Source organism: Paenibacillus sepulcri (assembly GCF_042647105.1).
GTDB lineage: Bacteria > Bacillota > Bacilli > Paenibacillales > Paenibacillaceae > Paenibacillus_Z > Paenibacillus_Z sepulcri.
Genome location: NZ_JBHRUP010000001.1, coordinates 508,414 through 532,614 on the forward strand (window position 1 = coordinate 508,414; position 24,201 = coordinate 532,614).

Genomic DNA, 24,201 nt, shown 5'->3' on the forward strand with positions numbered 1-24,201 from the left:
AATGAGTGAAGTACGCGAGAAGGCGGCCCTTGCCAAGCAAGCGGCTGCCATAATGAACCGGATGACAACAGAGCAAAAAAATGCTGCCCTGCTGGCCATGGCCGATGCGCTCGTTCGCGAGCATGCCTCGATCACTTCGGCCAACGGGCTTGATATCAAACGCGGCCGTGAGAACGGAACGAGTGAATCATTGCTGGACCGGCTTAAACTGAATGAGCAGCGGGTTGCGGCAATAGCAGACGCGCTGCGTCTCGTTGCCGGGCTGCCGGATCCGGCAGGTCAGGTTCTGGAATCCTTCGACCGTCCCAACGGCCTGCAGATTACCAAAATCTCCGTGCCGCTTGGTGTAATCGGCATGATTTACGAAGCGCGTCCGAACGTCACGGTAGACGCCGCAGGCCTTTGCCTCAAAACAGGCAATACCGTTGTCCTGCGCGGCGGATCGGCTGCCATCGAATCGAACCGGAGGATCATTGAAGTACTGCGCGGCGCACTGGAGGAGACGGCGCTGCCCCCTGACGCGATTCAGCTGATAGAGGATCCCAACCGCTCATCTGTGGATGAAATGCTTAAACTCAATGGCCTGCTCGACGTGGTTATTCCCCGCGGCGGTGCTTCCCTGATTCGCAATGTCGTGGACAATGCGACTGTGCCGGTTATAGAAACGGGCGCCGGAATCTGTCATACTTTCGTCGATGAGAGCGCCGATCCGCAAATGGCCTCCGATATTGCCTTCAATGCGAAGGTACAGCGCCCATCCGTATGCAATTCGATGGAAACCTTGCTCGTGCATGAAGCGTTCGCCCCAGATCATCTGCGATTGCTTGCTGACCGGCTATTAGCCGCCAATGTTGAAATTCGCGGATGCGAACGGACCTCCGCACTTATTCCTAAGGCCAAAGCGGTAACCGAAGAGGATTATGCCACTGAATACAATGATTACATTCTAAACATCAGAATAGTAAATAATCTGGACGAAGCGCTTGCTCATATCGGGAAATATGGAACCATGCACTCGGAGTGCATCGTCACCGGGAATCAAGCGAATGCCGCGCGTTTTCTCCAGGAGATCGACGCTGCAGCTGTCTACCATAATGCATCCACGCGCTTCACAGATGGCTTTGAATTCGGCTATGGCGCCGAGATCGGCATCAGCACGCAGAAGCTGCATGCGCGTGGTCCTATGGGCCTTCCGGCTCTGACGACAACAAAATTCCTAATTTCCGGCAGCGGGCAAATCAGAGGTTGATGAGGAGGTTATCTTTAAAATGTCACAATTATTCTCTGCCGGTGTTTCTCCGCAGATCAGTTCGCTCCGGTTGTGCTTTTACGGTGCGGGATCGATGGCGGAAGCGATTGTTCGCGGCCTGCTGGACCAGGGGCTGACCGCACCCGGACAGATTGGTATGATCAATCGCCAGAATGCATCCCGGCTTGACGAGCTTGCCGCGCGTTACGGCGTTCAGGCCGCGTTTGATAATGAAGCCAAAACAACCATGATCGGCGAAGCCGATATCGTATTTCTGGCAATAAAGCCGAAGGATGCCGCTGAGGCTTTGAAGCAGCTGCGCCATGTGCTTCGTCCCGATCAATTGATCGTCTCGGTTATCGCCGGCCTGTCGATTCATACGATGGAAACACTGCTGGGCCAGCCGATGAACATTGTCCGTACGATGCCCAATACGTCAAGCACGATCAGTCTTGGCGCAACCGGCATCAGCTTCTCCTCCACGGTATCCGAGGGGCAGCGCAGCCTCGCAGAGGCCATGTTCAAATCCGTCGGCATGACGGCAGTCGTCGAGGAGCATCTTCTGGATGTCGTGACAGGTCTCTCGGGCAGCGGTCCGGCTTATATTTATTATGTCATGGAAGCGATGATCGAAGCCGGCCGCGGCCGCGGTCTCAGCGAGGAGGCTTCCCGCGAATTAACGATCCAGACCGTTCTGGGCGCCGCCCATATGGTCAAGGCGACCCATGAGCATCCGGCGGAGCTGAGAAGAAAAGTGACTTCCCCCAACGGAACGACACAAGCCGCAATAGAGACGCTTGACGCGCACGGCTTCACTCAAGCCCTCGTCCATGCGATAGGGCGGGCCACCGACCGCGCCGCCGAGATGGGCAAAGACATCGAGAGGAGTGCAACTCATGAGTGATCAGGTATGCATCGCGACTTACCGCTGTTATGACGATAAAGCTGATTTTCACAAGAAAGCCCAGGGCATTGCTGTCGGGCTGACCGTTGGCAGCTGGACCGATTTGCCCGAAGCCCGCAAGGCGGAGATGGAAAAGCATCTTGGGCGTGTCATAGCCGTCACCGTTCATGAGCCGGAAGGTGCGGTGCCCGGCGAGCGGTTTGCCGACCTCCAGATCGCGTATCCAGACATTAATTTCAGCCGGGATCTCCCCGCCCTGCTCGTCACCGTATTCGGCAAGCTGTCGATGGATGGCAAAATCAAGCTGCTGGATCTTCAATTTTCCTCAGCTTTCACTTCGGCATTCCCCGGCCCCAAATTCGGTATTGCCGGGGTAAGGAAGCTGCTTGGCGTCCACGACCGCCCTCTGCTGATGAGCATATTCAAATCCGTCATCGGCCATGACCTGACCAATTTGCGGGAGCAATTTTATCAGCAGGCCCTGGGCGGAGTCGATTTGATCAAGGATGACGAAATTCTCTTCGAGAACCCGTTGACTCCATTGGAGAAACGGGTAGAGGTTTGTATGGATGCCGCGCGTCAGGCGGAACGTGAAACCGGACAGAAGCTCCTGTATGCAGTCAATCTGACGGGGCCGACCTCACAGCTTGCCGCTAATGCCAAACGGGCAATCCGTGCAGGCGCGAATGCGCTCCTGTTCAATGTATTGGCGTATGGCTACGATGCCCTGCATGAATTGAGCTGCGACCCGGATATCACCGTCCCGATCGCCGCCCATCCCGCCATGGCAGGCGCTTTCTATCCGTCGCCGCATTATGGGATCTCCGCCCCGCTGCTGCTGGGCAAGCTGATGCGTCTTGCCGGGGCCGATCTGGTGCTCTTCCCTTCGCCTTACGGCTCTGTTGTTATGCCTAGAGAAGAAAATCTCGCTGTCCAGGCAGCTCTCGTCGATCCCGGCCTCCCCGTTCCGTCCAGCTTTCCCGTCCCTTCTGCGGGTATCCATCCCGGACTCGTTCCGCTTATTTTGCGCGACTTTGGACAGGAAGTCGTTGTCAACGCGGGCGGCGGCATTCATGGCCATCCCATGGGGACAGCGGCGGGCGGACAAGCTTTCCGTCAGGCCATAGCGGCAACGCTTGCCGGAATTTCACTGCCAACGGCAGCGGAGCAGCCGGGACAAGAAGCTTTGAAAGCGGCCATCGCCAGCTGGGGGTATAAGGAATGAGCCTGGAAATAACGAATCCGGTATCGGTCAGAGGGAAAAAGCGCATCATTTTTTGCGATTTTGACGGGACTATTACCGAGAACGACAATATCGTGGCCATCGTGCGGCATTTCAATCCGCCGGGCTGGGAGCAGATCGTCGATGATGTCGTGTCACAGCGCAAATCCATCCGCGAGGGTGTCGGCGAGATGTTCCGTCTGCTTCCGGCAGCGCGAAAAAAAGAGGTTGTGGAATACGCAATCAGCAATGCGCGCATTCGTGCGGGCTTCAGCGATCTGCTGGCATACAGCGAAGCCCATGATATCGAATTTTATGTAACGAGCGGCGGGATTGATTTTTTTGTATATCCCCTGCTTGCTCCCTTTGGCATTGCCGAGGACCATATATACTGCAACGGCAGCGATTTTACAGGAGAGCAGATCGAAATCACCTGGCCTCATCCCTGCGACGGAAACTGCAGCAACGACTGCGGCATGTGCAAAACGACCATCATCAGGCGCTTTCCTTCTGAGGCGTACACGCGGATATTGATAGGCGACAGCGTAACGGATTTTGAAGGGGCCAAACTGGCTGATGTCGTATTTGCCCGTTCCCACCTGATCAGCAAATGCAAGGAGCTTGGACTGCCTTATAATGAATTTGAGACGTTTCATGATGTGATTGCCGTTCTTAAACATGAGGAGGATTCCCATTAACATGATGTTCGCAGACATTGCTACAGAAGAGAAACAACGGGTTCTGGCCGAGCTTGGCGAGGTCAAGCGTTTATTCGCTTCCCGCGGCTGGTTCGCCGGAACAAGCGGCAATCTGTCCATCCGGGCAGGAGAATTTGCATCCGATTCGTTCAACTTTGCCATAACGGCAAGCGGGAAAGACAAGTCGCTCTCAACGCCGGAGGATTTTCTGTTCGTCGATCAGAACGGGTCGCCCAGCGAAACCACCAGGTTAAAGCCATCCGCAGAAACCTTGATTCACTGCGAGATTTACAAGCTAACCGGATGCGGAGCCATCTTCCATGTCCACACTGTTATGAATAATGTGATATCAGAGCTGTTCTGGGACCGCAAATCGATCCCTGTTGACGGCGTGGAGCTGATCAAGGCTTTTAATATCTGGGAGGAAGAAGCCCATATTGAAATTCCCATTGTCTCAAATTTCGCTCACATTCCAAGCATCGTTCCAGAGATCACTGACCGGCTGGATCCGCGAATTCCCGGCATCATGCTGCGCAAGCACGGCATCTATGCCTGGGGCGCCAATGCTTTTGAAGCCAAACGGCATTTGGAGGCATTCGAGTTTCTGTTCGAATATGTATACCGCTGGGAGCTGCTGCAGCGAAAATAAGGAATCATTCCGCAGCATACTTCATCCGGCGGATTGGGCGGCATAGATGGCGCTTGACCTTCACGCAGGGTCAACGTTTACAATCGGATATGAAGGAGATGGTTCATATGCCGCTGTACATCCATGAAACCGCAAAATGGCTCGGGACTACGCCCCGGGCCATTCGTTTATATGAAGAAAAAGGATTGATCGCGCCGGACAAATCCCCTGTGAACGGATATCGCATCTATAGGAAGCACGACCTTGAGCGTCTGCGGTGGATTATTGCGCTGCGGGAGCTGGGCTTATCCCTGGCTGCGATCAGCGACATGATTCCCGCTGCCCGGCCATTCCTCCGGGCAGTTGAAGATTCGGATTCCATGGATTCCACAGACATCCCGGATCATGCTCCCGGCATATCCTCGCATACCCGGAAAGATGCCTCTCTCGCGCTTCTTGGCAAACTGGATGAAGCCAGAAAAGCGATCTACGAGGAATGGTCCCGTCTCTCGCAAGCGCTGCAGGCTCTGGACAGTATGCTTGCATCAGGATTTGTCCGGCAGGATCTGACTTTAACGGAGCTTGAATCAACCGCTGCCGAAATCAGGCAATTGTCAGCCGTAAGAAGCTCCTGGCATGATCAATGGGATTATGACCGTCTGGCCTCGAGCCATCGCGAGCTGGCCGTTCTTCAGGCGCTTCACCCGCTGGTGAATGAACAAGACTATCAGCTTGCACATGATGCTATTGCGCAGTGGATCGATCCTGTCTCTGGCGATCGCGGGATTGACCTCGCTGCGGGAACCGGCAGTCTGACCGCCCGTCTGGCCCGGTCGGGGGCTGTATTAACGGCGGTAGAGCAATCCGTGGAAATGCTCGCCCTTCTGCGCAAAAGCCTGCCTGAAATCGAAGCAAAGCAGGGAAATCTGCTCGCGCTGCCCTTCCAGGGAGCGGCATTTGATTTTGCCTCCTGCGCATTTGCCATGCACTATCTGGATGAGCGTCAGCAGCAGCTGGCTCTGGCCGAAATGGATCGTATGCTGCTGCCTGACGGCCGTCTTTGTCTGGCGGGTGTTGTGATTGAATCATCCCCGGCGGATCCTCCAGCGAAATCGCCAGCACAATATCCAACCGACCCCAAGCAGGTGGCCGCATGGCTCGGACAGCTTGGCTATGAAACCATTATGCCAACGCTCACGCCCTCGCTGTGGATCATTTTTGCCCACAAACAAAGACGGAACCGAACATGAATGGTTATGCTGCCATTTTAACCATGCCTCGAATTATCACGGCATCCCGGATTGGAGACGCTCCGCCCCCATCACCGCCAATTCAACTTTGTTAATGCCCAGGCAGTGTTCATTCGTAATTTCAAAAATCGGCGGCAAAGGCAGGCTTTCAAAATATTGCTCGATCCCCCCTGCCCACTGCATCCAATCCTCACCGCCCGCCCGTTCGAAGGGCTCGTCGGACCAGGCTGCCTCGAGCACTGGGCTGTAAAGCGGCTTGGCGCCGTTTATGAGCCCGCATCCATTCAGACGCTCGGAATATCGCTTGGGCTGCCGGCCGCCGCTTCTCCTGGAAGCAAACAAATGCGGAGCGTAATCGGCCCTGGAGCCCGTATGGGGAACTGCCCTCACAAAAGCGAGCACGCCTTCGAATACCTCCGGCACTCCGAATAGAATCGCATACAGCCGTTTACCGAATTCAATCCGCTCCTGCAGGCTGCTGAAGTCTTCAAGCACAAGCCCGGCGAGCTTCATCTGCCCAGCCACCGGCGAACCGTAGGGCATAAATACCGCATTGGTCTGAAGCGGGGATTGCAGCTGAAAAACAAGCTTGCTCAGCACATGCTCCTTGTAGAAAGGCTGCTCCACCACACGCTTTTCGATGAAATGCTGTTCGTTCACGATGAGCGCCGTCGTCAGCAGCGCTGTCTCTTTACGCTGCCAGAATTGAGCCCATACACAGCTCATGAAGCTGGATACTCCGAGCTCCGGGAGGAGATGCGAGTAATTCATGCCGTTCCTTTTCCCCGCCTCATACAGCAGCAGCTGGGGATAGGCATCCGAGAAAATCAGCGCATTCGCCCGCTCCAACAGAAGAAAATCTGACCGCCGCTGCTCTTCAGGAAGCAGTCTTGGCAGCAAATCCCCCTGCAGGTCTGTCATGTTCCAGCCGCCATTGCGGGAAACCATATGAGCAAGCAGCGCCCAATGCAGCTCCGGACAGCGAAAATAAATGGCTCGGTAAGCCTCTGTGCGCGTCATATTGTTGCGGTTGGCCCGCTCGGCATCAAGCTGTATCCGATAAAGCAAAGTGCGCTCCGCCTTGTTGATTTCCTTGTGTTTGCCTGAATGCTCCGCCCGATCCGATTCAGCAGCTTTATTCATCTCCGTCCAGGCTGTATGAAGCCTGCGTACCGAATCCTCGTGCAGACGGGGAAGCTTGGCCGTATCAGCCAGGCGCCGCGACAGCTTCCGGGCATTTCTCTTCTCCTCCAACAATCGGATAGCTTTCATAGGGAGCTTTATTATGTTTTTGATTATTTGGTATACTCGTTTTAGTAATGAATGCTGATCCGCCAAATTCCCAGTCCCCATCCTGCCGCCCCTTTACACTGCTATTATTTATCAGTATGGGCAAGCCGGGGCGCTGTTAGCCATTCAGGAGGCCCCCTTCTTGAAGGACTGCGGCTTGCCAGCCAACGGAGCAGGCTCATTTGTCATCTGAACTGATTTTATTGAATAAGGAGGCGCATTGGCTTATGTGCGGACGCTATACCATAACGGTATCCATCGAGGAGTTAATGCTGCGCTACTGGAATCTTGATACGGCCATCCCCTTTCATCATCCCAAGTACAACGTCGCTCCGGGACAGATGGTGACCGCCATCATTCACGACGGCAAGAAGAACCGGCTGGGCGAGCTGAAATGGGGGCTGGTCCCTTCATGGGCGGATGATCCGAAGATGGGCGGCAAGCTGCTGAATGCGCGCTCCGAGACCGTATGGGACAAGCCGGCCTTCAAAAAACTCATTCAGCGGAAACGGTGCATCCTGCCTGCCGACGGCTTCTATGAATGGCGCAAGGATGCGGCCGGCAAGCAGCCGATGCGGATTGTTCTCCGCAATTCCAGCCTGTTCAGCATGGCTGGCCTGTACGATACATGGCTTTATCCCGATGGGCAGAAGCTCAGCACCTGTACAATTCTGACGACGGATGCCAACGAGCTTATGGAGCCTATCCACCACCGGATGCCGGTCATCCTGAAACAGGAGGATGAGCAGGCTTGGCTGGATCGGACGTTTCAGGACCGTGAACGGCTGAGCCAAATGTTGATGCCTTTTTCAGCGGACGAGCTCCGCGCTTATCCTGTTACTACGGACGTAGGCCGGGTATCCTTCGATGAACCCGCCTGTATTGAACCGCTGGCTGACGACAGTACGCCCTGATGCTGAAATAGATGGATAAGCTCCATTGCTGCTGCGCAGGGGCGGTCCACTTATTCGTAATTCCATGAACAGCAAAAAACCGCTCCCTCGCGATGGGAGCGGCTTTTTGCTTCTGATGCATTTTTTTTGAGTACTCATTGGCAGTGGTTAGAATGTACACGATCGCAATTCAGGATACGCACTGATCCGGTCGCCAGGTTTGCCGGTCTAACGGAACATCGCCCATAATTTAATCAGATGAATCGTATTCTTAGGATCTATGCGCTGTCCCAGGACAAATGAAATCATCTGATCCTCCTGTACCTGCGTGAGCGGCTCCTGTAAAATTCCCGCCGTGGTACGGACCAGCTTCCGCACCTTCGTCCGGTCCTGCAAATCCGATTTGCTCAAACCATCCAGCGCTTTCTTGACACGATCCTTGGTAGCTTGGTTTTTCATTTTCACTTTGACGCGCTCGACCAATTCGGGCCGAATCCCGTATTTTGTGTAGCTCATCAGCAGTTTTAGCACCTCCGTCCGGCTTTGAAAAGCCAATCGTAGTACTATATGCCATAGACGGGCTGAAAAAAACTAGTCCAACAATTCGCCCTGAAAAAGTTGATCCTGCCTGAGCACCGCGCGCAGCCTTTCGTATGCCGCCGCCGTCCAGAAATCCGCCTGCCCCGTCAAGTCAGCGGCATCGTCGCGGGCCATCTCCAGCACCTCGAAATCCGCCGCCATATCGGCCAGCTTGAAGTCGGGAACGCCGCTTTGCTTGGTTCCAAAAAAATCGCCGGGTCCGCGCAAATCCAAATCGCGCCGGGCCACTTCAAATCCGTCGTCCGTCTCCGTCATGACCTTCATCCGTTCACGGCCTGTCTCCGATTTGGGATCGGCAATGAGGACGCAGTACGATTGATGGCCGCCACGGCCCACACGGCCGCGGAGCTGATGAAGCTGCGACAGTCCGAAGCGCTCGGCATCCATAATGATCATGAGCGTCGCATTCGGCACATCCACACCGACCTCGACAACCGTCGTGGCCACGAGCACATGGATGCGGTTATCGCTGAATGAGCGCATAACCTCGTCTTTCTCCGCGGCCGGCAGTCTGCCATGGAGCAGACCGATTGCCAAATCGGGAAATGCCTGCTGCAGCTGGACATGCAGATCGATGGCGTTTTGCACGTCAAGCTTCTCCGATTCCTCTATGAGCGGACATATAAAATAAGACTGCCGCCCTGCATCCACCTCACGCCTGATAAATCCGAAAACGCGCTCCAGCATCCCGTGCTTTACCCAGTAGGTCTGGATCGACTTCCTGCCTTGAGGCCGCTCGCGCAGCGTGGAGACATCCAGATCGCCAAAGGCTGTAATCGCCAGCGTCCGCGGAATCGGCGTAGCCGTCATCGTCAGCACATCGGGGTTCAGGCCCTTCCTGCGGAGAATGCTCCGCTGGTTGACGCCGAACCGATGCTGCTCATCCGTTACCACAAGACCCAGACTGCGGAAATTGACGCCTTCCTGAATGATGGCGTGGGTCCCGACGACAATATCGGTTAAGCCCATTTGCAGGCTGGCGACGGCATCCTTTTTCTTGCGGTCGGTCAAACTGCCGGTTAATAAACCCACTTCCATCCCCACCGGTTCAAATAAACGCTGCAGCGAACGAAGATGCTGCTCGGCCAATATCTCGGTCGGCACCATAAGCGCCCCCTGATGGCCGGCTTTGACTGCAGCGAAGAGCGCAATGGCGGCGACCACCGTTTTGCCGGAGCCAACATCGCCCTGCAGCAAACGGTTCATGCAGGAGGGCTGCCGCATATCGGTCAGGATCTCATTGACGACCTTCTTCTGTGAGTCCGTCAGCTCGAAGGGCAGCGTCTGGGCGAACATCCGGATGGATTCCGCGTCGACGACATGCGCGATTCCATCCATCCGCTTCCGGTTTAATGAGCGGTAGGCCTGCAGCTTCAATTGAAAGAGGAATAACTCTTCATATACCAGTCTGCGCCTGGCCGCCTGTCCTTCCGATGTATCATCCGGATGGTGGATGCGCTGCACCGCCTCCCGCCGCGGCATCAGACGATGCTTGTCCACCAGCACATGCGGAAGCACCTCTTCAATCATCGCCCCATACTGCTCCAGCGCCTGTTTAATGGTTTTCCTGATCCAGGGCTGGGTAATGCTGCCCCCGACGGAATAGACCGGCTGGAGCGTCCCTGAGCGCGCTGTGCCCTTATCCGGGAATTCCGAGTCGGAGACCGTAAGCTGCAGTCTGCGCTGCTCCCATTTGCCCGTCAAGATGATTTCCCGGCCGGGAGTCAGCTGATCCTGCAGAAACTGCCGGTTAAACCACACCGCCGTCACCAGCAGGCCGTCCACCATCACCTTGCAGGTCAAGCGCGATTTGGCACGCCCGTAACGCTGCAGCGAGGGAACGCTCATAATTTTCCCTTGAACGGTTCCTTTTTCCCCGTCCTTCGTTTCCGCCAGTCCTTTGATCCGGTAGTCCTCATACCGGAAAGGGAAATAATCCAACAAGTCGGCAATCGTATGGACGCCAAAGGCGTGAAGCTCCTGTTCCTTTTGAGCGCTCACGCCTTTGGCCTGCCGAACCGCTATCTGATCAAGCCTCATCATACTATTTTCACACCCGATTTATGAATAATGCGGCGGTACCAGGACCGACATGCGTTCCAATGACGGCGCCGATCTCCGTTTGCTTGATATTGCGCACATTCAATTGTGCCTGGGCAAGCGCTGCAAGCTCCAGTGCGTTATCGCTTTTGTAGGCCCAGGCGACCATGATTTCAATGGGATCATTACCGAAATCCTGTTTGAACAGATCGATGACCCGCTGCATCGCTTTTTTTTGTCCCCGGACCTTATCGATCGCAGTCACTTCACCGCTATCATCCAGAGACAGGATCGGCTTCACATTCAAGATCGACCCGAACAGCGCTGCCGCTTTACCGATTCTGCCGCCTCTTTTGAGATATTCCAGCGTATCCACCAGAAAATATAATCTCCGGTCTTTGGCCAGACGGTCAATTTCCGCCAGAATTTCTTCCTTGGAGCTCCCCGCCGCCGCCATTTCCGCCGCTTTTACGACAAGCATTCCAAATCCGTAGGAGGCTGACTTGGAGTCGATTACTGTGATATCGCCTTCCTCTTCGAGCAAGGAGGCCCCCAAAGAAGCGGATTGATAAGTTCCGCTGACCGCGGATGACAAATGAATGGAAATAACCGATACGCCAGGCGTCTGCTTGGTCAAGCGGCTGTAAACCTCCATAAACTCAACAGGCGAAGGCTGTGAAGTTGTGGGCAAGGACTGTGAAGCCGCCATTTTCTCATAAAATTCATTATTTCCGATCGAGACGGCATCCTGATAGGTCTGCTCTCCGAACATGACCTTCAGCGGCACCATATCGATGCCAAGCTGCTCCCGAACCCGCCTGGGAATATCCGACGTGCTGTCTGTCACAATTTTGACCGTGCCCATATCCAGTTCTACCCCCTACTCAACTGCAAATAGATAAGGATAAAGCGGTTGTCCGCCCTCATGCACCTCAAGCTCGGCATCCGGATAGGTTTCCCGCACCCAAGTTTCCAGTTCCGAAGTCTCTGCTTTGTCAGCCGGCTCTCCCGTCAATACCGTGATCAGCTCACCGCCGTTCTCCAGCATCAGCGTCAGAAGCTCCCTGCAGGTCAACTGCAGGCTGGGTGTGGCGCTGACAATCGCTTTTTCGAAAATACCCAAATAGTCTCCTTCGCGTATTTCGATGCCGTCAATGGTCGTATCCCTGATGGAATGCGTGACTTGTCCCGAGCGCACCTGAAGGGCGGCCTCCGCCATCGCTTCCCCGTTCACAGCGGCAGAATGCTCATCACGGAAAGCCAGCATAGCTGCAAGACCCTGCAGAATCGTTCTCGTCGGCACGACCGTCACATTTCTTCCGGATAGCTCCGCCGCCTGCTCCGCTGCCAGAATGACATTCCCGTTATTGGGCAGCAGATAAATTTGGTCTGCGGACAGCGACTCGATCGCTTTTACAAAATCCTCCGTCGAAGGATTCATGGTTTGTCCGCCTGACAACACGATATCGACATTGTTTTCGAGGAAAATCGAATTGATCCCTTCACCCATGGCAACGGCGATAATTCCGTACGGAGCCCATTCATGAGCCTGCTCAACAGGTACGGAATCAGCAGGCGCGCCGGTCAAGACCTCGGGAACGGCAAGTCCAAGCGCTGCATCCTCTACGCTTATGGACTCGCTCACCCCCGCTCTCTGCCAGGCCTCTTCATGAATCTCTGCGGTTTCACCGGCCTTCATCAGCTCCCGGTGCTGCTCGCGCATATTGAGAATATGAATATCCGTAAGCTCGCCGTAGGGTAGAGCATAATTGAGCACATCTCCGGGCCTGCGCGTGTGCACGTGGACCTTGATCACCTCGTCATCGGTGATGACCAGGAGAGAGTCGCCGTCCCGGGAAAGCAGTCGCTTGAACGCGGTCTCGTCGAATCGCCGCACACCAGGTCCGGCAAGCTTGCGGTTGATGAAAAATTCCATATCGTATAAGAATTCAATGGTTTCCGTTGATAGACGCGACTGGGCGCTTGCCGGCTGCTGCTTCTGCAATACCGGCGCCGCGGGCCGCTGTACTTCGTAATAATCAGACCGGATTCTTTGAAAATCATTATCCTTCGTTTGTTCAGCCAATGCATCCAAAAATCCTTCATAAATATAAACAAGTCCCTGTCCGCCCGAATCCACGACGCCTACCTGCTTTAGCACAGGCAGCTGATCCGGCGTACGCGACAGCGCCTCGTCAGCTTTGCTATGAAGCTCGCGGATCAGATCAATCATATCGTTTGAACGCCTGGCGTAGGCAACCGCATGCTTCGCCGCTTCTTTCGCAACGGTCAGGATCGTTCCTTCTACCGGCTTTGCCACAGCGCGATAGGCCATATCTACACCGCTTTGCAGAGCTGCGGCGAACTGCACGGTGTTCACCTCTTCAAGAGCCGATACGCTCTTCGCAAAACCACGAAACAACTGCGATAGAATAACGCCGGAATTGCCCCTGGCGCCCATAAGCAGCCCTTTGGAAAGCGCTTCCGCAACTTTGCCCACAGCCGGAGAAGGTTTATTTTGTAGTTCATTCGTTCCGGAGGTCATCGTTAAATTCATATTGGTGCCGGTATCTCCATCGGGTACCGGAAACACATTTAACGCGTTTACACGTTCCACGTTCCGCTGCAGAAATGCTGCTCCGCTGAGTACCATTCCCGAAAAGTCAGACCCGTTAATCAAGCGTTTATTCAAGTGCCCTAGCCCCTTCCTACCGAGATACACGTACGCCCTGGACAAAAATATGTACGTAGTCCACTTCCAGACCAACCACTTCGTTGAGCACATATTTTACTTTTGACTGGATGTTGTGTGCGACTTCCGAAATTTTTGTTCCGTAGCTCACAATGATGTATAAGTCGATATGTACGCGTTCGTTCTCCCGGCGGACTTCGACGCCGCGGGACAGATTATCCCTGCCGAGCAATTCGGTGATCCCATCCTTAAGCTGTTTGCGCGAAGCCATGCCAACCAGTCCATAACACTCCAACGCCGCCGAGCCGGCAAGCACAGAGATTACATGATCGGTTATGAAAACTTTCCCTACTTCCGAGTTAAGCTCAAGTGGCATGGAAAATCACTCCTTCTTTAACTATTATGGACTAAACAACATTGTACTATAAATAACGACGTTTTAGAAGTATAGACCCCATTTTACGTCAATTTTCTGCTAATTGCTCCGTCTCCCGAAAGAAAATCCCCTGGGCAGGTGCTTGATGGATACTGGAGGATATGCTATTATATTTAAGTGTGTTTATTTGCAAGGAGCTAATTAATTCTTCTTGTGAACAAAAGCTTAATTGTATTCTTTGAATTGTAATTCAAACAGGATCGCAAAAAATCCTGAGGAGGTGTATTTTCATGTCACGCAAATGTTTTATTACGGGCAAAAGCCCAGGAACGGGTAATCACGTTTCTCACGCCAATAATAAAAACCGCCGCACTTGGGGCGTCAACGTTCAAAAGGTTCGCATTCTTGTTGACGGCAAGCCAAAACGCGTTTATGTCAGCACTCGCGCTCTGAAAGCCGGTAAAGTAACCCGCGTATAATCGCCAAGAAGAAATAGGTGACGCCGTCCTCTGGCGGCGGAATCAGCTTTCTTCCCTCTGAAATATAAGCAAAGCGTGGAGTACGTTAACCTTTCTCATATTTCATGGAAAAGCACCCGAATCCGTTCAGGTGCTTTTTTTGTATTCCAACAGCTATGAACTTACGGTTGCTTCCAGAAGCTGCGCGACGCACAGCAAGTCGAGCCCCGGTATTCAATTCAATCCTGGTATCTCTACACAGAAAACAGCCGTCCGTGGCACGGCCGGCCTATGCTTCCTGCGCGCTACCCGCGCACGCAAGTCCTTGCAGCGCGCTCTGCATAAGACCAGCGGGGCTAGTTTTTCTGGAACGTATTTAAGATCGCTTTGACGAATCCACCTAAAAATTTCGGCAGCTTGATTGTGTAAAATTTCATGCTCCACCCCTCCTCCAAAGCTTACAACAACAATTGCGAGTTCCTGCTGCTGTGGAAACCTGACGCACATCGTGAACCGTCCTTATCCTAGAGAAAGCCGCAGTTAACCTGTTCTCGAAAAACAGCTCTCTTCGCCTTCCCATACGCTGGGACATTACGACATAAAAAAAAGGCTACAAGAACGTTCGTTCATGTAACCATCCTATGCAATTCCGGATTGTCCTATTCCAACTTGGGGCTCCTCATGTTGTGAGCTGCCCCTTCACCTGTTAAGGTTGAATAGGATTAGCTTTCATGTAGCTTACCATGGCAATGATGATGACAAACAAGAAGAAAAAGAACACCGCAAGCAGGATAAAAATAATGCGTGACCCGATTTTTGGGAATTTGCGAAAAAATAATACTCCGATCACCAGCGCAAGCAGAGAGAATACGATATTGATTCCCGACTTGAAGGTGGAAAATAAACCAAGCATCAGGCCTGCTCCCAGGCTGTATATAAAGATCAGCAGGCCGTTTTTTATCCGCTCTCCCATGGATCCTGGCCCTCCTAGCGCAACGCGGCTATGGCAGCCGCGCGGTCTTTCTGTGAGAACACGCTGCTTCCGGCTACCAGTACGTTGGCACCGGCTTCCTGGACGAGCGGCGATGTCTGTGCGTTTATTCCTCCGTCAACCTGCACATGAACGTCATGCAGGCCCCGGGCCAGCAGCATCGCTTGCAGCGCTCTGAGCTTGGTTACAGATTGCGGGATAAATGCCTGTCCGCCAAAACCGGGATTAACGGTCATAATCAGCACCAAATCCAGGTCTTCGAGCAGGTTCTCCAGCACATTAACGGGGGTAGAGGGGTTAAGTGCGACCCCGGCAGGCAAGCCCGCTTCTTTAATCATATGCACGACCCTGTGCAAATGAACACACGCCTCCGCATGAATCGTAATTCGATCAGCCCCTGCCTGTACAAAGTCGGAAATATATCTCTCCGGCTGTTCAATCATCAGATGGACATCAAACGGCAGCTTTGTATATGGACGCACAGCGCTTATGACAACCGGCCCGAATGTGAGATTCGGGACAAAATGTCCGTCCATCACATCAATATGAATCCAATCCGCGCCGGCCTGCTCCAGTTCTTTGATATCTTCTCCCAATGTCGCAAAGTTTGCCGACAGAATCGATGGTGCAATAAGCGACATGTTTAATACCTCCGCTTTCTCTCTTTCATTTCATTCATGAAATGCTCGTAATTTTTATGTCTGGAAGGGGCAATTTCGCCGGCCTCCAGCGCCTCCAGAACGGCGCAGTCAGGCTCATGAAGATGCGTGCAGCCGCGGAATTTGCAGGAAGGCGCAAGCTTGCGCATTTCCCGAAAGCAATCTCCCAGCTCATCAATGCCAAGCTCCGTAAAATCCAGCTGGCTAAACCCCGGTGTATCTGCCACATAACCTCTTCCTGTATGGATCAGCTCGACCTGGCGGGTTGTATGCTTGCCTCTTCCCAGCCTGGCGCTGATTGCATTGGTTTCAAGCGATAGGCCTGGAACCAGCGCGTTCAGCAAAGAGGATTTGCCGACACCGGATTGACCGGCGAATACGGCGATATGACCGTGCAGCCGTTCCATCATTTCAGAGGTTCCTTCGCCAAGCCTCGAACTTGTGGTGATTACATCATATCCGATCGGTTTGTATATTCGAAGCACCTCATCCATGGATTGACGCGCCTGCTCCGTTTCCTCGCCTTCCACGGTCAAATCCTGCTTGCTGAGGCAGAGCATGGCCTCAATTCCGGCATGCTCAATGTGGACAAGAAATTTATCGAGCAGCTGCAGATTAAGAGCTGGCTCTGTAACGGAAAAAACCAGGACAGCAAGATCGACATTTGCCACCGGAGGACGCGCAAGCTCCGAACTCCGGGGCAGGATCGTATCGACCGTTCCTTCGCCATTCTCCGTCCGCTCATAGAGCACCATGTCGCCGACAAGCGGCGATTCACCGCGCTTCTTGAAGATGCCGCGGGCACGACATTGAATCGGTTTTGTCCCCGCGGCATCCTCTTCAGGAAGTACATAATAATAGCCGCTAAGCGCTTTTACAATCCGACCGACATGTTCTTCCCGCTTACTGGGGCTGGTCTGTTGTGTTCGTGCTTTGGTTGCCATTTATGTCAGTCTCCTCGTTTTGGTCCGGTTGATCCACAGGCGGATCTTCCGGTGGCGGTGCCATTCCAGGTATGGTATCCGGCGTAGAATCCGCCCCCGCCTTCACTTCTTCATAGGTGCGGGCAAAAGTATCGGCAAACTGCCCGTCCCGAAATACCGAAACCATCGCTTCCGTATTCGGATCCAGTACAACTTTTACATTGAAGGTCTCAGTGTCATTAATGGTTTTCTTGCCCCACTCGATATTTTCCCCGCGCGCATCGGTATATGTAATGCGCACTTCACTAGGCTGTCCTGCAATTGCTGGCGAAACCGTAATATTGAATGTGTATTCGAGTGCATCCTCAGGGTATCCGGAGCTGATCGTCAGCGTGATTTCATCACCTTTGGATACAGGCGCATCCGGTTCAAACGGATACTGGGTGAGAACCGTTCCTTCTTCTTTATAGCTGCCCTCGCGGACGATATCCTTAGCTTTGACTACCAGACCTTTTGCTTCCAGCGCTGCTATTGCGTCTTTCTCGCTTTTGCCCACTACATCAATCATGGGGAAGGTCTCCTTGCCCTTGCTGACCTTGAAGGCAAAGGTAGCTTTCTTCGGATCGAACTGCTGGCCCGCTGCCGGCGTCTGTTCGGTGACCGTGCCGGTTGCCTGGTCGCTGAATACATCTTCTTTGCTGATCCGCTCCTCAGAAACACCCAGTGCGATGAGCGAATCCACCACCTCTGTATAGGTCTTTCCTGAGTAATCCTCTACGCCTTCAAGCTTAGGTCCCTTGCTCACATACAGCTTGATGAAGGAGCCTACCTTAACCCTCTGGTTGACTTTGGACTGTTCGTAGACCGTTCCTTCCGGGATATCCGCCTTTTCCATGTATACGGTGGGCTCTTCGACCTTCAGGCCAACCTGCTCGAGATTCTGGCGCGCTTCCGCCTCTGTCTTGCTGATCACATAAGGCACGTCCACTTCATCGATATCGAACCAGCTCAGCACCGTTCTCGCGCCCCAGAAAACAAGCGCAATGACAATCAACGTTACAAATACTGTAATGACAGGCTTGACCCATCTGCGCCTGCGTTTGCTTTCAACAAGTCCTGTGGAATCCCAGCGGTTCTCCTCCGTATCGGTCGATACCGCCTTGTCGCCACGCCCATTCCCTCCAGTCGACGCCAGCGTATCGATAATGCTGCCGCGAATAGCCGGCATCACGCGCGTTTCTTCAAAATCCGAACCGCTGACAAAAGTGATCTTAGGCTCCTTCAGACGCTCGGGCTGCAGACAGGTTTCCAGATCGCGCAGCATCTCGTCTGCCGAATTATAGCGTTCACTCGGATTTTTACGCATCGCCCGTAAAATCACATTCTCAACACTTTGCGGGATATACGGATTGACCACCCTCGGCTCTTCGAATGTCTCCTGCAGATGCTTGAGCGCGACGCTGATCGGGCTCTCGCCAAGAAATGGCAGCTTGCCGGTCAGCATCTGATACAGCACAATACCCAGTGAATACAGATCCGACTTTTCTCCGGTGCTTATGCCTTTGGCATGTTCGGGGGAGAAATAATGCACCGAGCCCAGCACCGAGCCCGTTTGTGTAATCGTGGAGGAAGTAACAGCACGGGCGATGCCGAAATCGGTAACTTTCACACGTCCGTTCTTGCCTATTAATATATTATGAGGCTTGATGTCCCGATGAATAATTTGGTTATGATGGGCATGCTCCAGCGCATCGCATATCTGAATGGCTATGCGAACCGCTTCTTCGGGCTGCAGCGGCGCCCGCTCCTGAATAATTTCGTTCAGGTTGTGACCTTCAACATATTCCATGACAATATAATGGGTTTCGTCCTCTTGCCCTACATCGTAAATGCTCACCACGTTGGGATGAGACAAGGCTCCTGCGGATTGGGCTTCCCGGCGGAACCGGCGGATAAACTCCTCGTCGTGCACAAACTGCTGCCTTAAAATTTTGACGGCAACTTTGCGGTTAAGCAAAATATCATGGGCTTTATATACGAGAGCCATTCCCCCGCCGCCAATGCGGGTAATGATCTCGTATCGACCGCCTAATTCATGTCCAATCATGTCGGTCACTCCTCTTGCTCTGTGTCTTCGGCATGATGCAGCAGGACGACCGTGATATTATCGTCCCCGCCGGCCAGCAGCGCCAGCTCAACGAGCTTGTCCGCTTTCCCTTCCAAGTCGAGCTCCTCCTGGAGAATCGTCTCGGCTATTTCCTGTTCGGTGACCATATTGGTAAGACCGTCGCTGCAAAGCAGAAGCAGATCGCCGGGCAGCCATGACAAGCCCTTTACATCAACCTCCACATCAGCGTCGGTGCCAAGAGCCCTGGTAAGCACATTGCGTCTGGGATGCCGGGCTGCTTCCTCCACGCTGATTTGTCCCGATTTAACAAGCTCATTGACCAGCGTATGATCTACGGTCAGTTGGGTTAGTACCCCGTCTCGCCATTTGTACGCCCGGCTATCCCCGATATGACCAATTACGCCATTGTCCGGCTGCAGCAGCGCCGCAACCACTGTCGTTCCCATATTATGGTATTGATCATTGCGGGAAGCCATATCAAATACAACCTCATTGGCCTGCAAAATCGCTTGGCGGATCAGCATCTTCCTCTCGTCCATCGACAGCTCCGCAGATGTTCCCTGCATGGCTTCGCGGAACGTCTCGACTGCAAGCTGGCTTGCTACATCGCCAGCCTGGTGACCGCCCATGCCGTCAGCTACAATGGCTACGGCAATGCCGGTTTCCGTCATTTCCGCATATCCCCGGTCCTCGTTCACGAGTCTTATCCGTCCGATATCACTGCGAAAAGCTATCTTCATATATTCACCCCACCGCTCCGTCCATATGTTTGGCGCGTAGTTGTCCGCAGGCTGCCGCAATATCATGACCTTGTTCTCTGCGGATCGTCACATTAATATTATTACGTTCCAGTACCCGGTGAAATTCAAAAATCTGCTCGCGCGGGGTTCTGACATAATCACGCTCTGGCACGTGATTGACCGGGATCAGGTTGACATGACAGAGCATGCCTTTGAGCACATCTGCCAATTCCTGGGCATGCTCACTCTGATCGTTCACACCGCCAATAAGGGCATATTCAAACGTAATGCGCCTTCCGGTTTTGGCGATATAATTGCGGCAGGCCTCGATGACATCCTCAAACGGAAAACGGCGGTTGACCGGCATCAGCTTGGAGCGCAGCTTGTCATTGGGGGCATGGATGGAGATGGCCAAGTTGATCTGGGTGTTCTCTTCGGCAAACTTGTACATGCTTGGCACAATACCGCTGGTTGACACCGTAATATGGCGCTGACCGATATTGAGGCCTTTCTCATGGATCATGACCCGCAGAAATGCCATGGTCGCATCATAATTCTCGAAAGGCTCTCCGGAGCCCATAATGACGATGCTGGACACGCGCTCGTTAGTTGCATCAAGCATCTGCTGCGCTTTCACCACTTGAGCCGTGATTTCACCGGCCGTCAGGTTCCGCTTCAGTCCCCCAAGCGTGGAGGCGCAGAAGGTACAGCCGATGCGGCAGCCTACCTGGGTCGTCACGCAAATACTGTTGCCGTAGCTGTGGCGCATAATAACCGTTTCTATCGCATGGTTGTCATGCAGGCCAAACAGGAACTTCACGGTTCCATCCTTGGATTCGAAACGCGTAATTTCGGAAAGCGTCACGAATTGAAACTGATCGTCAAGCTTCTGGCGCAGCCCCTTGGAGAGATTCGTCATATCCTCGAAGCTCATCACACGTTTGACATAAAGCCATTCAAAGAGCTGTGTGCCGCGAAAAGCGGGTTCTCCGTTTTCTTTCATCCAATCTTGCAATTGGTCAATCGTATAGTCGTAGATGAACGGTTTCATCATTTCACACCTGTTTCTTATATTATGGAATAGGCAGTCTTCTTGAATCATCAGAAAGGAAATTAACTAACCTGATATTATAGAGTGAAGAAACTTGACTTCGCCGCCAGAAGACGGTGGGAAGTGTTTCTTCTTACCTGCCATCGCTTATTTTACCACAAACGCCCATGACAGACCACAGAGGCCGCCTTGGGCGTCAATTTCACGCGTTTATGCACGATTTCACAGCTGTTCTGCTGGCTTGGATACGGCTTTAATTCGCTCGTTTGAACCGGGCTATAAAAAAGCCGTCGCTGCCAAAATGCTGCGGCAGCAATTGAACCGCACCACTAAAATCTACACCGATCACGCCTGCCTCACGAAGAGGCGCAAGGACCTGCTGCGGCCAGTCGGCATCGGGAACAAAGGAAGGGTGCCTCTGCATAAATGAAGCCATTTGCGCCTCATTTTCCTCTCTTTCGATTGTGCAGGTGCTGTATACGAATGTGCCTCCGGGCTTTACAAGCTTGACCGCCTCATCCAGAAGACGCTGCTGCAGCCGGGCAATCGATTCAATATCCTCAGGCGACTTCGTCCATTTGATTTCCGGCTTGCGCCGAATGACACCAAAACCCGAACATGGAGCATCAAGCAGTACAACATCAAAGTCAGCCCCGGGATATCGGCTCGCCAGATCGGACGCATCCCCGCTGACAGCCTCGACCACAGTGAGGCCAAGCCGCTCTGCCTGGTCTTCAATCAGCTTGCGCTTGTGAGGATGCAGGTCATTGGCGATGAGCCGCCCCGAGTTGTCCATAAGCTCAGCCAGATGAGTCGTCTTGCCGCCAGGAGCGGAGCAGCAATCCAGAACAGTCATACCCGGCTTTGGCGCGCACACCTGGGCAACAAGCATCGAGCTCTCATCCTGCAGGGACCAGAGACCCTCTCCATAAGCCGCAAGCTGTGTCAAATTGCCGGCATGGCCGCTCACAACCAGTCCGCCTGCCGCAAGCTTGGACGGTGACGCCTGAATTCCCTCTTTGGCAAGAAGCTCTGCTGCTTTCTCCTCAGAAAGCCGGAGCGAGTTCACACGCAAGCTGGCATGGGGAGATTCATTGCCTGCCCTGCATATCTCTTCCGCGACCGCTTCTCCATAGGACTCAATCCATCTTCTGACCATCCAGTCGGGATAGGAGTAGGTGAGGCCGATGCGCCTGACGGGATCAATCTCTTCGATCGGGAGCTTCATCTCGGCAAGCCTGCGAAGCATATTGCGCAGAACTCCGTTGACCATTCCGGAAATTCCGGAGTGACCCCGCTGCTTTGCGATCTGCACCGCCTCATTAACTGCTGCATGCGCGGGAATGCGGTCCAGATACAGAAGCTGATACGCACTCATGCGAAGCAGCTGATGAACCCATGGGGCCAGCTTGTCCAGCCCTTTGGCAACCAGCTTCTCCAGACGGTAATCAAGCGTACGCTGCTGCTGAATGCTCCCGTAGACCAGCTCAGTCGCAAGCGCTGCATCCTGGCGCGTCAGCTGTGCATCCTGCAGAGCGCGATTCAGCTGCAGATTGCTGTAGGCTCCGGCCTCGGCAACTTTGACAAGAGTTTGAAGCGCTATCTCCCGGGCGGTATGCTGCCTGGGCTTGCGCTGGTCCCCTCTGCTGGGGTGAGGTGATCCCGTCTTCTTTGACCCTGAAGCTTTAACAGCATTCACTGGGCCGCGGGATGATTTTTTTCCCTGCTGTGTTTTCCCGGCTTGTTGAACCTTTGCGGAATCGTTCTGATCCGGTTTATTCACAATTGGACGCCTCCAAAAACTGTACCTGCTTCAAGTCGCGCACCCTTCAGCCATTCGGATGCAGGCATGGCTTTCTTCCCTGACGGTTGAATGACAGTAAGCAGCAGCATGCCCTCACCCGTCTGCACCAATATGCCTTTTTCATCCGTCTTCATCACCGTTCCCGGCTGCCCGCCGGATGCTGCAGTCGGTGGGAGCGGCCGGCAGCCCCACACTTTGAAGGTTTCCCCATTTAGAAGCGTGAAAGCGCCAGCCATCGGCGATAGTCCGCGCACCTGATCATATAGACTTCCGGCTGACCGGGTCCAGTCAATCCGTTCATCTTCTCTGGTCAGATTCGGGGCATAGGTGGCATCGTCGTGATTCTGCGGCACCGCTACTGCCGTGCCATCGGCAATCGATGGCAGCGTGCGCATAAGCAGCTCCGCACCGGCCTTGCTGAGCTCTTCGAACAGCTCGCCGGACGTAATTACATCGTTAATTGGCACCTCTATACGGCTAATCATATCACCGGTATCGAGTCCTTCAGCCATATACATGATGGTGACTCCCGTAGTTTTCTCACCGTTCATGACGGCACGCTGTATCGGCGCACCTCCCCGGTATTTGGGCAGCAGGGAGCCATGCACGTTAATACAACCCAGACGCGGCGCATCAAGCACAGCCTTAGGCAAAATCTGTCCATAAGCTGCCGTCACAATGAGATCCGGTTTCAGTCCGGCAATGCGGGCAACCGTTTCAGAGGTTCTCAGCCGTTCAGGCTGCTCAACAGGCAGACCGCGCAGAAGCGCCGCATCCTTGACCGGAGGCGGCGTCAATGTTTTTTTGCGTCCTTTGGGACGGTCTGGTTGGGTGACAACGAGTACAATTTCATGCCCGGCGCCGATCAGCGCCTCTAGTGAAGGAACGGCAAATTCCGGCGTTCCCATAAATACAATACGCATAGCGTCACTCCTCGCGTGGTGGTCGCGGACGTGATGCCGCGTCATAAATCTCATCGGCAATGTCCGTAAACAGCACTCCATTCAGATGATCAATCTCGTGCAGAAACGCCCGTGCCAGAAAATCCGCCGCTTCCATTTCGAACGGTTCTCCGTTTCGGTCAAAGCCTTTTACCCGAATACGCTGGGCACGGCGGACATCTCCATTGAGATTCGGAATACTGAGGCAGCCTTCAGGACCGAACTGCTCCCCTTCGGCCTCCACAATCTCCGGATTGACCATTTCAATAAGCCCATGATCATCACCGATATCAACCACGATAACCCGCTTGGATATGCCGACCTGCGGAGCGGCAAGCCCCACTCCATCAGCATCATACATCGTTTCCGCCATATCTCTCAGCAATTTATGCAAATTCGAATTAAATTTGGTAACAACAATCGCCTTCTCCCTCAAAACAGGATCCGGATCCTTCACAATAAGACGTATTGCCACAACCGTTCCTCCTAAAAGTTATTGCGTGGTTATACCTGAATGCTCGGGGAAACCGAGCAATTCAAGCCATAACTCACTTCGTAAGCGATACTTAAGTTATTGCGTGGTTACACCTGAATGCTCGGGGGAACCCGAGCGATTCAAGCCATAACTCACTTCGTAAGCGAAACTTAAGTTATTGCGTGGTTA

General features: G+C 53.6%; 24 protein-coding genes. 8 read left to right on the forward strand and 16 right to left on the reverse strand.

The genetic code is table 11. The features are described 5' to 3' along the window. Position 1 precedes the first annotated feature (1 nt). From ACFOLF_RS02235 to ACFOLF_RS02260, 6 genes are all read left to right on the forward strand, one after another. Positions 2-1,249: a glutamate-5-semialdehyde dehydrogenase gene (locus tag ACFOLF_RS02235; protein WP_210047091.1), complete on the forward strand. Its 1,248-nt coding sequence runs from the start codon at positions 2-4 to the stop codon at positions 1,247-1,249. Between the two features lie 19 nt (positions 1,250-1,268). After that, the gene (gene proC / locus ACFOLF_RS02240; RefSeq protein WP_210047090.1) at positions 1,269-2,153 is read left to right on the forward strand and encodes a pyrroline-5-carboxylate reductase; all 885 of its coding nucleotides are present in this window, start codon (positions 1,269-1,271) and stop codon (positions 2,151-2,153) included. Further along, a complete protein-coding gene (locus ACFOLF_RS02245) occupies positions 2,146-3,378 on the forward strand; it encodes a 2,3-diketo-5-methylthiopentyl-1-phosphate enolase (protein ID WP_210047089.1) in 1,233 nt (410 codons plus the stop codon). The genes proC and ACFOLF_RS02245 overlap by 8 nt, the downstream gene beginning before the upstream one ends. After that, positions 3,375-4,073, forward strand: a complete 699-nt coding sequence (locus ACFOLF_RS02250; RefSeq protein ID WP_210047088.1) for a 2-hydroxy-3-keto-5-methylthiopentenyl-1-phosphate phosphatase — start codon at positions 3,375-3,377, stop codon at positions 4,071-4,073. The genes ACFOLF_RS02245 and ACFOLF_RS02250 overlap by 4 nt, the downstream gene beginning before the upstream one ends. A gap of 1 nt (position 4,074) precedes the next feature. Beyond that, complete coding sequence (gene mtnB, locus ACFOLF_RS02255) at positions 4,075-4,722, forward strand: methylthioribulose 1-phosphate dehydratase (RefSeq protein WP_210047087.1); 648 nt, start codon at positions 4,075-4,077, stop codon at positions 4,720-4,722. A 107-nt stretch (positions 4,723-4,829) separates the two neighbouring features. Continuing rightward, on the forward strand, positions 4,830-5,951 hold the full coding sequence (locus ACFOLF_RS02260; protein WP_210047086.1) for a MerR family transcriptional regulator: 1,122 nt from the start codon (positions 4,830-4,832) through the stop codon (positions 5,949-5,951). Between the two features lie 36 nt (positions 5,952-5,987). Here the strand turns inward: ACFOLF_RS02260 and ACFOLF_RS02265 are convergent, their stop codons facing one another. Continuing rightward, positions 5,988-7,223, reverse strand: coding sequence for a DUF2515 family protein (locus tag ACFOLF_RS02265; protein ID WP_210047085.1), 1,236 nt, complete (start codon positions 7,221-7,223; stop codon positions 5,988-5,990). A 245-nt stretch (positions 7,224-7,468) separates the two neighbouring features. Between ACFOLF_RS02265 and ACFOLF_RS02270 the strand changes: the two genes are divergently transcribed. Next, entirely contained in the window at positions 7,469-8,155 is a 687-nt protein-coding gene (locus ACFOLF_RS02270) for an SOS response-associated peptidase (RefSeq protein ID WP_210047084.1), read from the forward strand. A 207-nt stretch (positions 8,156-8,362) separates the two neighbouring features. Here ACFOLF_RS02270 and ACFOLF_RS02275 read toward each other — a convergent pair whose 3' ends face one another. The 5 genes from ACFOLF_RS02275 to ACFOLF_RS02295 form a co-directional block, all read right to left on the reverse strand. Continuing rightward, the gene (locus tag ACFOLF_RS02275; protein ID WP_210047083.1) at positions 8,363-8,650 is read right to left on the reverse strand and encodes a stage VI sporulation protein F; all 288 of its coding nucleotides are present in this window, start codon (positions 8,648-8,650) and stop codon (positions 8,363-8,365) included. Between the two features lie 75 nt (positions 8,651-8,725). Next, positions 8,726-10,774, reverse strand: a complete 2,049-nt coding sequence (gene recG / locus ACFOLF_RS02280) for an ATP-dependent DNA helicase RecG (RefSeq protein ID WP_210047095.1) — start codon at positions 10,772-10,774, stop codon at positions 8,726-8,728. Positions 10,775-10,784: 10 nt separating this feature from the next. Next, positions 10,785-11,639 carry a DegV family protein gene (locus tag ACFOLF_RS02285; protein ID WP_210047082.1) on the reverse strand — a complete coding sequence of 285 codons (855 nt, stop codon included), beginning with the start codon at positions 11,637-11,639 and terminating at the stop codon, positions 10,785-10,787. Positions 11,640-11,654: 15 nt separating this feature from the next. Next, positions 11,655-13,427 carry a DAK2 domain-containing protein gene (locus tag ACFOLF_RS02290; RefSeq protein WP_210047094.1) on the reverse strand — a complete coding sequence of 591 codons (1,773 nt, stop codon included), beginning with the start codon at positions 13,425-13,427 and terminating at the stop codon, positions 11,655-11,657. A gap of 55 nt (positions 13,428-13,482) precedes the next feature. Next, positions 13,483-13,842: an Asp23/Gls24 family envelope stress response protein gene (locus ACFOLF_RS02295; RefSeq protein ID WP_210047081.1), complete on the reverse strand. Its 360-nt coding sequence runs from the start codon at positions 13,840-13,842 to the stop codon at positions 13,483-13,485. Between the two features lie 290 nt (positions 13,843-14,132). On the opposite strand from ACFOLF_RS02295, the gene rpmB reads away from it, so the two are divergent. Then, positions 14,133-14,321, forward strand: coding sequence for a 50S ribosomal protein L28 (gene rpmB, locus ACFOLF_RS02300; protein WP_210047080.1), 189 nt, complete (start codon positions 14,133-14,135; stop codon positions 14,319-14,321). A gap of 335 nt (positions 14,322-14,656) precedes the next feature. On the opposite strand, the gene spoVM is transcribed toward rpmB, so the two are convergent. From spoVM to def, 10 genes are all read right to left on the reverse strand, one after another. Then, positions 14,657-14,737, reverse strand: a complete 81-nt coding sequence (gene spoVM / locus ACFOLF_RS02305) for a stage V sporulation protein SpoVM (protein WP_010345573.1) — start codon at positions 14,735-14,737, stop codon at positions 14,657-14,659. A 269-nt stretch (positions 14,738-15,006) separates the two neighbouring features. Continuing rightward, positions 15,007-15,273, reverse strand: a complete 267-nt coding sequence (locus ACFOLF_RS02310) for a hypothetical protein (protein ID WP_210047079.1) — start codon at positions 15,271-15,273, stop codon at positions 15,007-15,009. Positions 15,274-15,287: 14 nt separating this feature from the next. Then, the gene (gene rpe / locus ACFOLF_RS02315; RefSeq protein WP_210047078.1) at positions 15,288-15,932 is read right to left on the reverse strand and encodes a ribulose-phosphate 3-epimerase; all 645 of its coding nucleotides are present in this window, start codon (positions 15,930-15,932) and stop codon (positions 15,288-15,290) included. A gap of 2 nt (positions 15,933-15,934) precedes the next feature. Beyond that, a complete protein-coding gene (gene rsgA / locus ACFOLF_RS02320; protein ID WP_210047077.1) occupies positions 15,935-16,894 on the reverse strand; it encodes a ribosome small subunit-dependent GTPase A in 960 nt (319 codons plus the stop codon). Beyond that, entirely contained in the window at positions 16,854-18,980 is a 2,127-nt protein-coding gene (gene pknB, locus ACFOLF_RS02325) for a Stk1 family PASTA domain-containing Ser/Thr kinase (RefSeq protein ID WP_210047076.1), read from the reverse strand. The genes rsgA and pknB overlap by 41 nt, the downstream gene beginning before the upstream one ends. Positions 18,981-18,985: 5 nt before the next feature. After that, complete coding sequence (locus tag ACFOLF_RS02330) at positions 18,986-19,741, reverse strand: Stp1/IreP family PP2C-type Ser/Thr phosphatase (protein WP_210047075.1); 756 nt, start codon at positions 19,739-19,741, stop codon at positions 18,986-18,988. 4 nt (positions 19,742-19,745) lie between these two features. Beyond that, positions 19,746-20,792, reverse strand: coding sequence for a 23S rRNA (adenine(2503)-C(2))-methyltransferase RlmN (gene rlmN / locus ACFOLF_RS02335; RefSeq protein WP_210047093.1), 1,047 nt, complete (start codon positions 20,790-20,792; stop codon positions 19,746-19,748). Between the two features lie 253 nt (positions 20,793-21,045). Then, on the reverse strand, positions 21,046-22,491 hold the full coding sequence (rsmB, locus tag ACFOLF_RS02340) for a 16S rRNA (cytosine(967)-C(5))-methyltransferase RsmB (protein ID WP_210047092.1): 1,446 nt from the start codon (positions 22,489-22,491) through the stop codon (positions 21,046-21,048). An 80-nt stretch (positions 22,492-22,571) separates the two neighbouring features. Then, entirely contained in the window at positions 22,572-23,519 is a 948-nt protein-coding gene (fmt, locus tag ACFOLF_RS02345) for a methionyl-tRNA formyltransferase (RefSeq protein ID WP_210047074.1), read from the reverse strand. 4 nt (positions 23,520-23,523) lie between these two features. Next, positions 23,524-24,012: a peptide deformylase gene (def, locus tag ACFOLF_RS02350; RefSeq protein WP_210047073.1), complete on the reverse strand. Its 489-nt coding sequence runs from the start codon at positions 24,010-24,012 to the stop codon at positions 23,524-23,526. Positions 24,013-24,201: the final 189 nt, after the last annotated feature.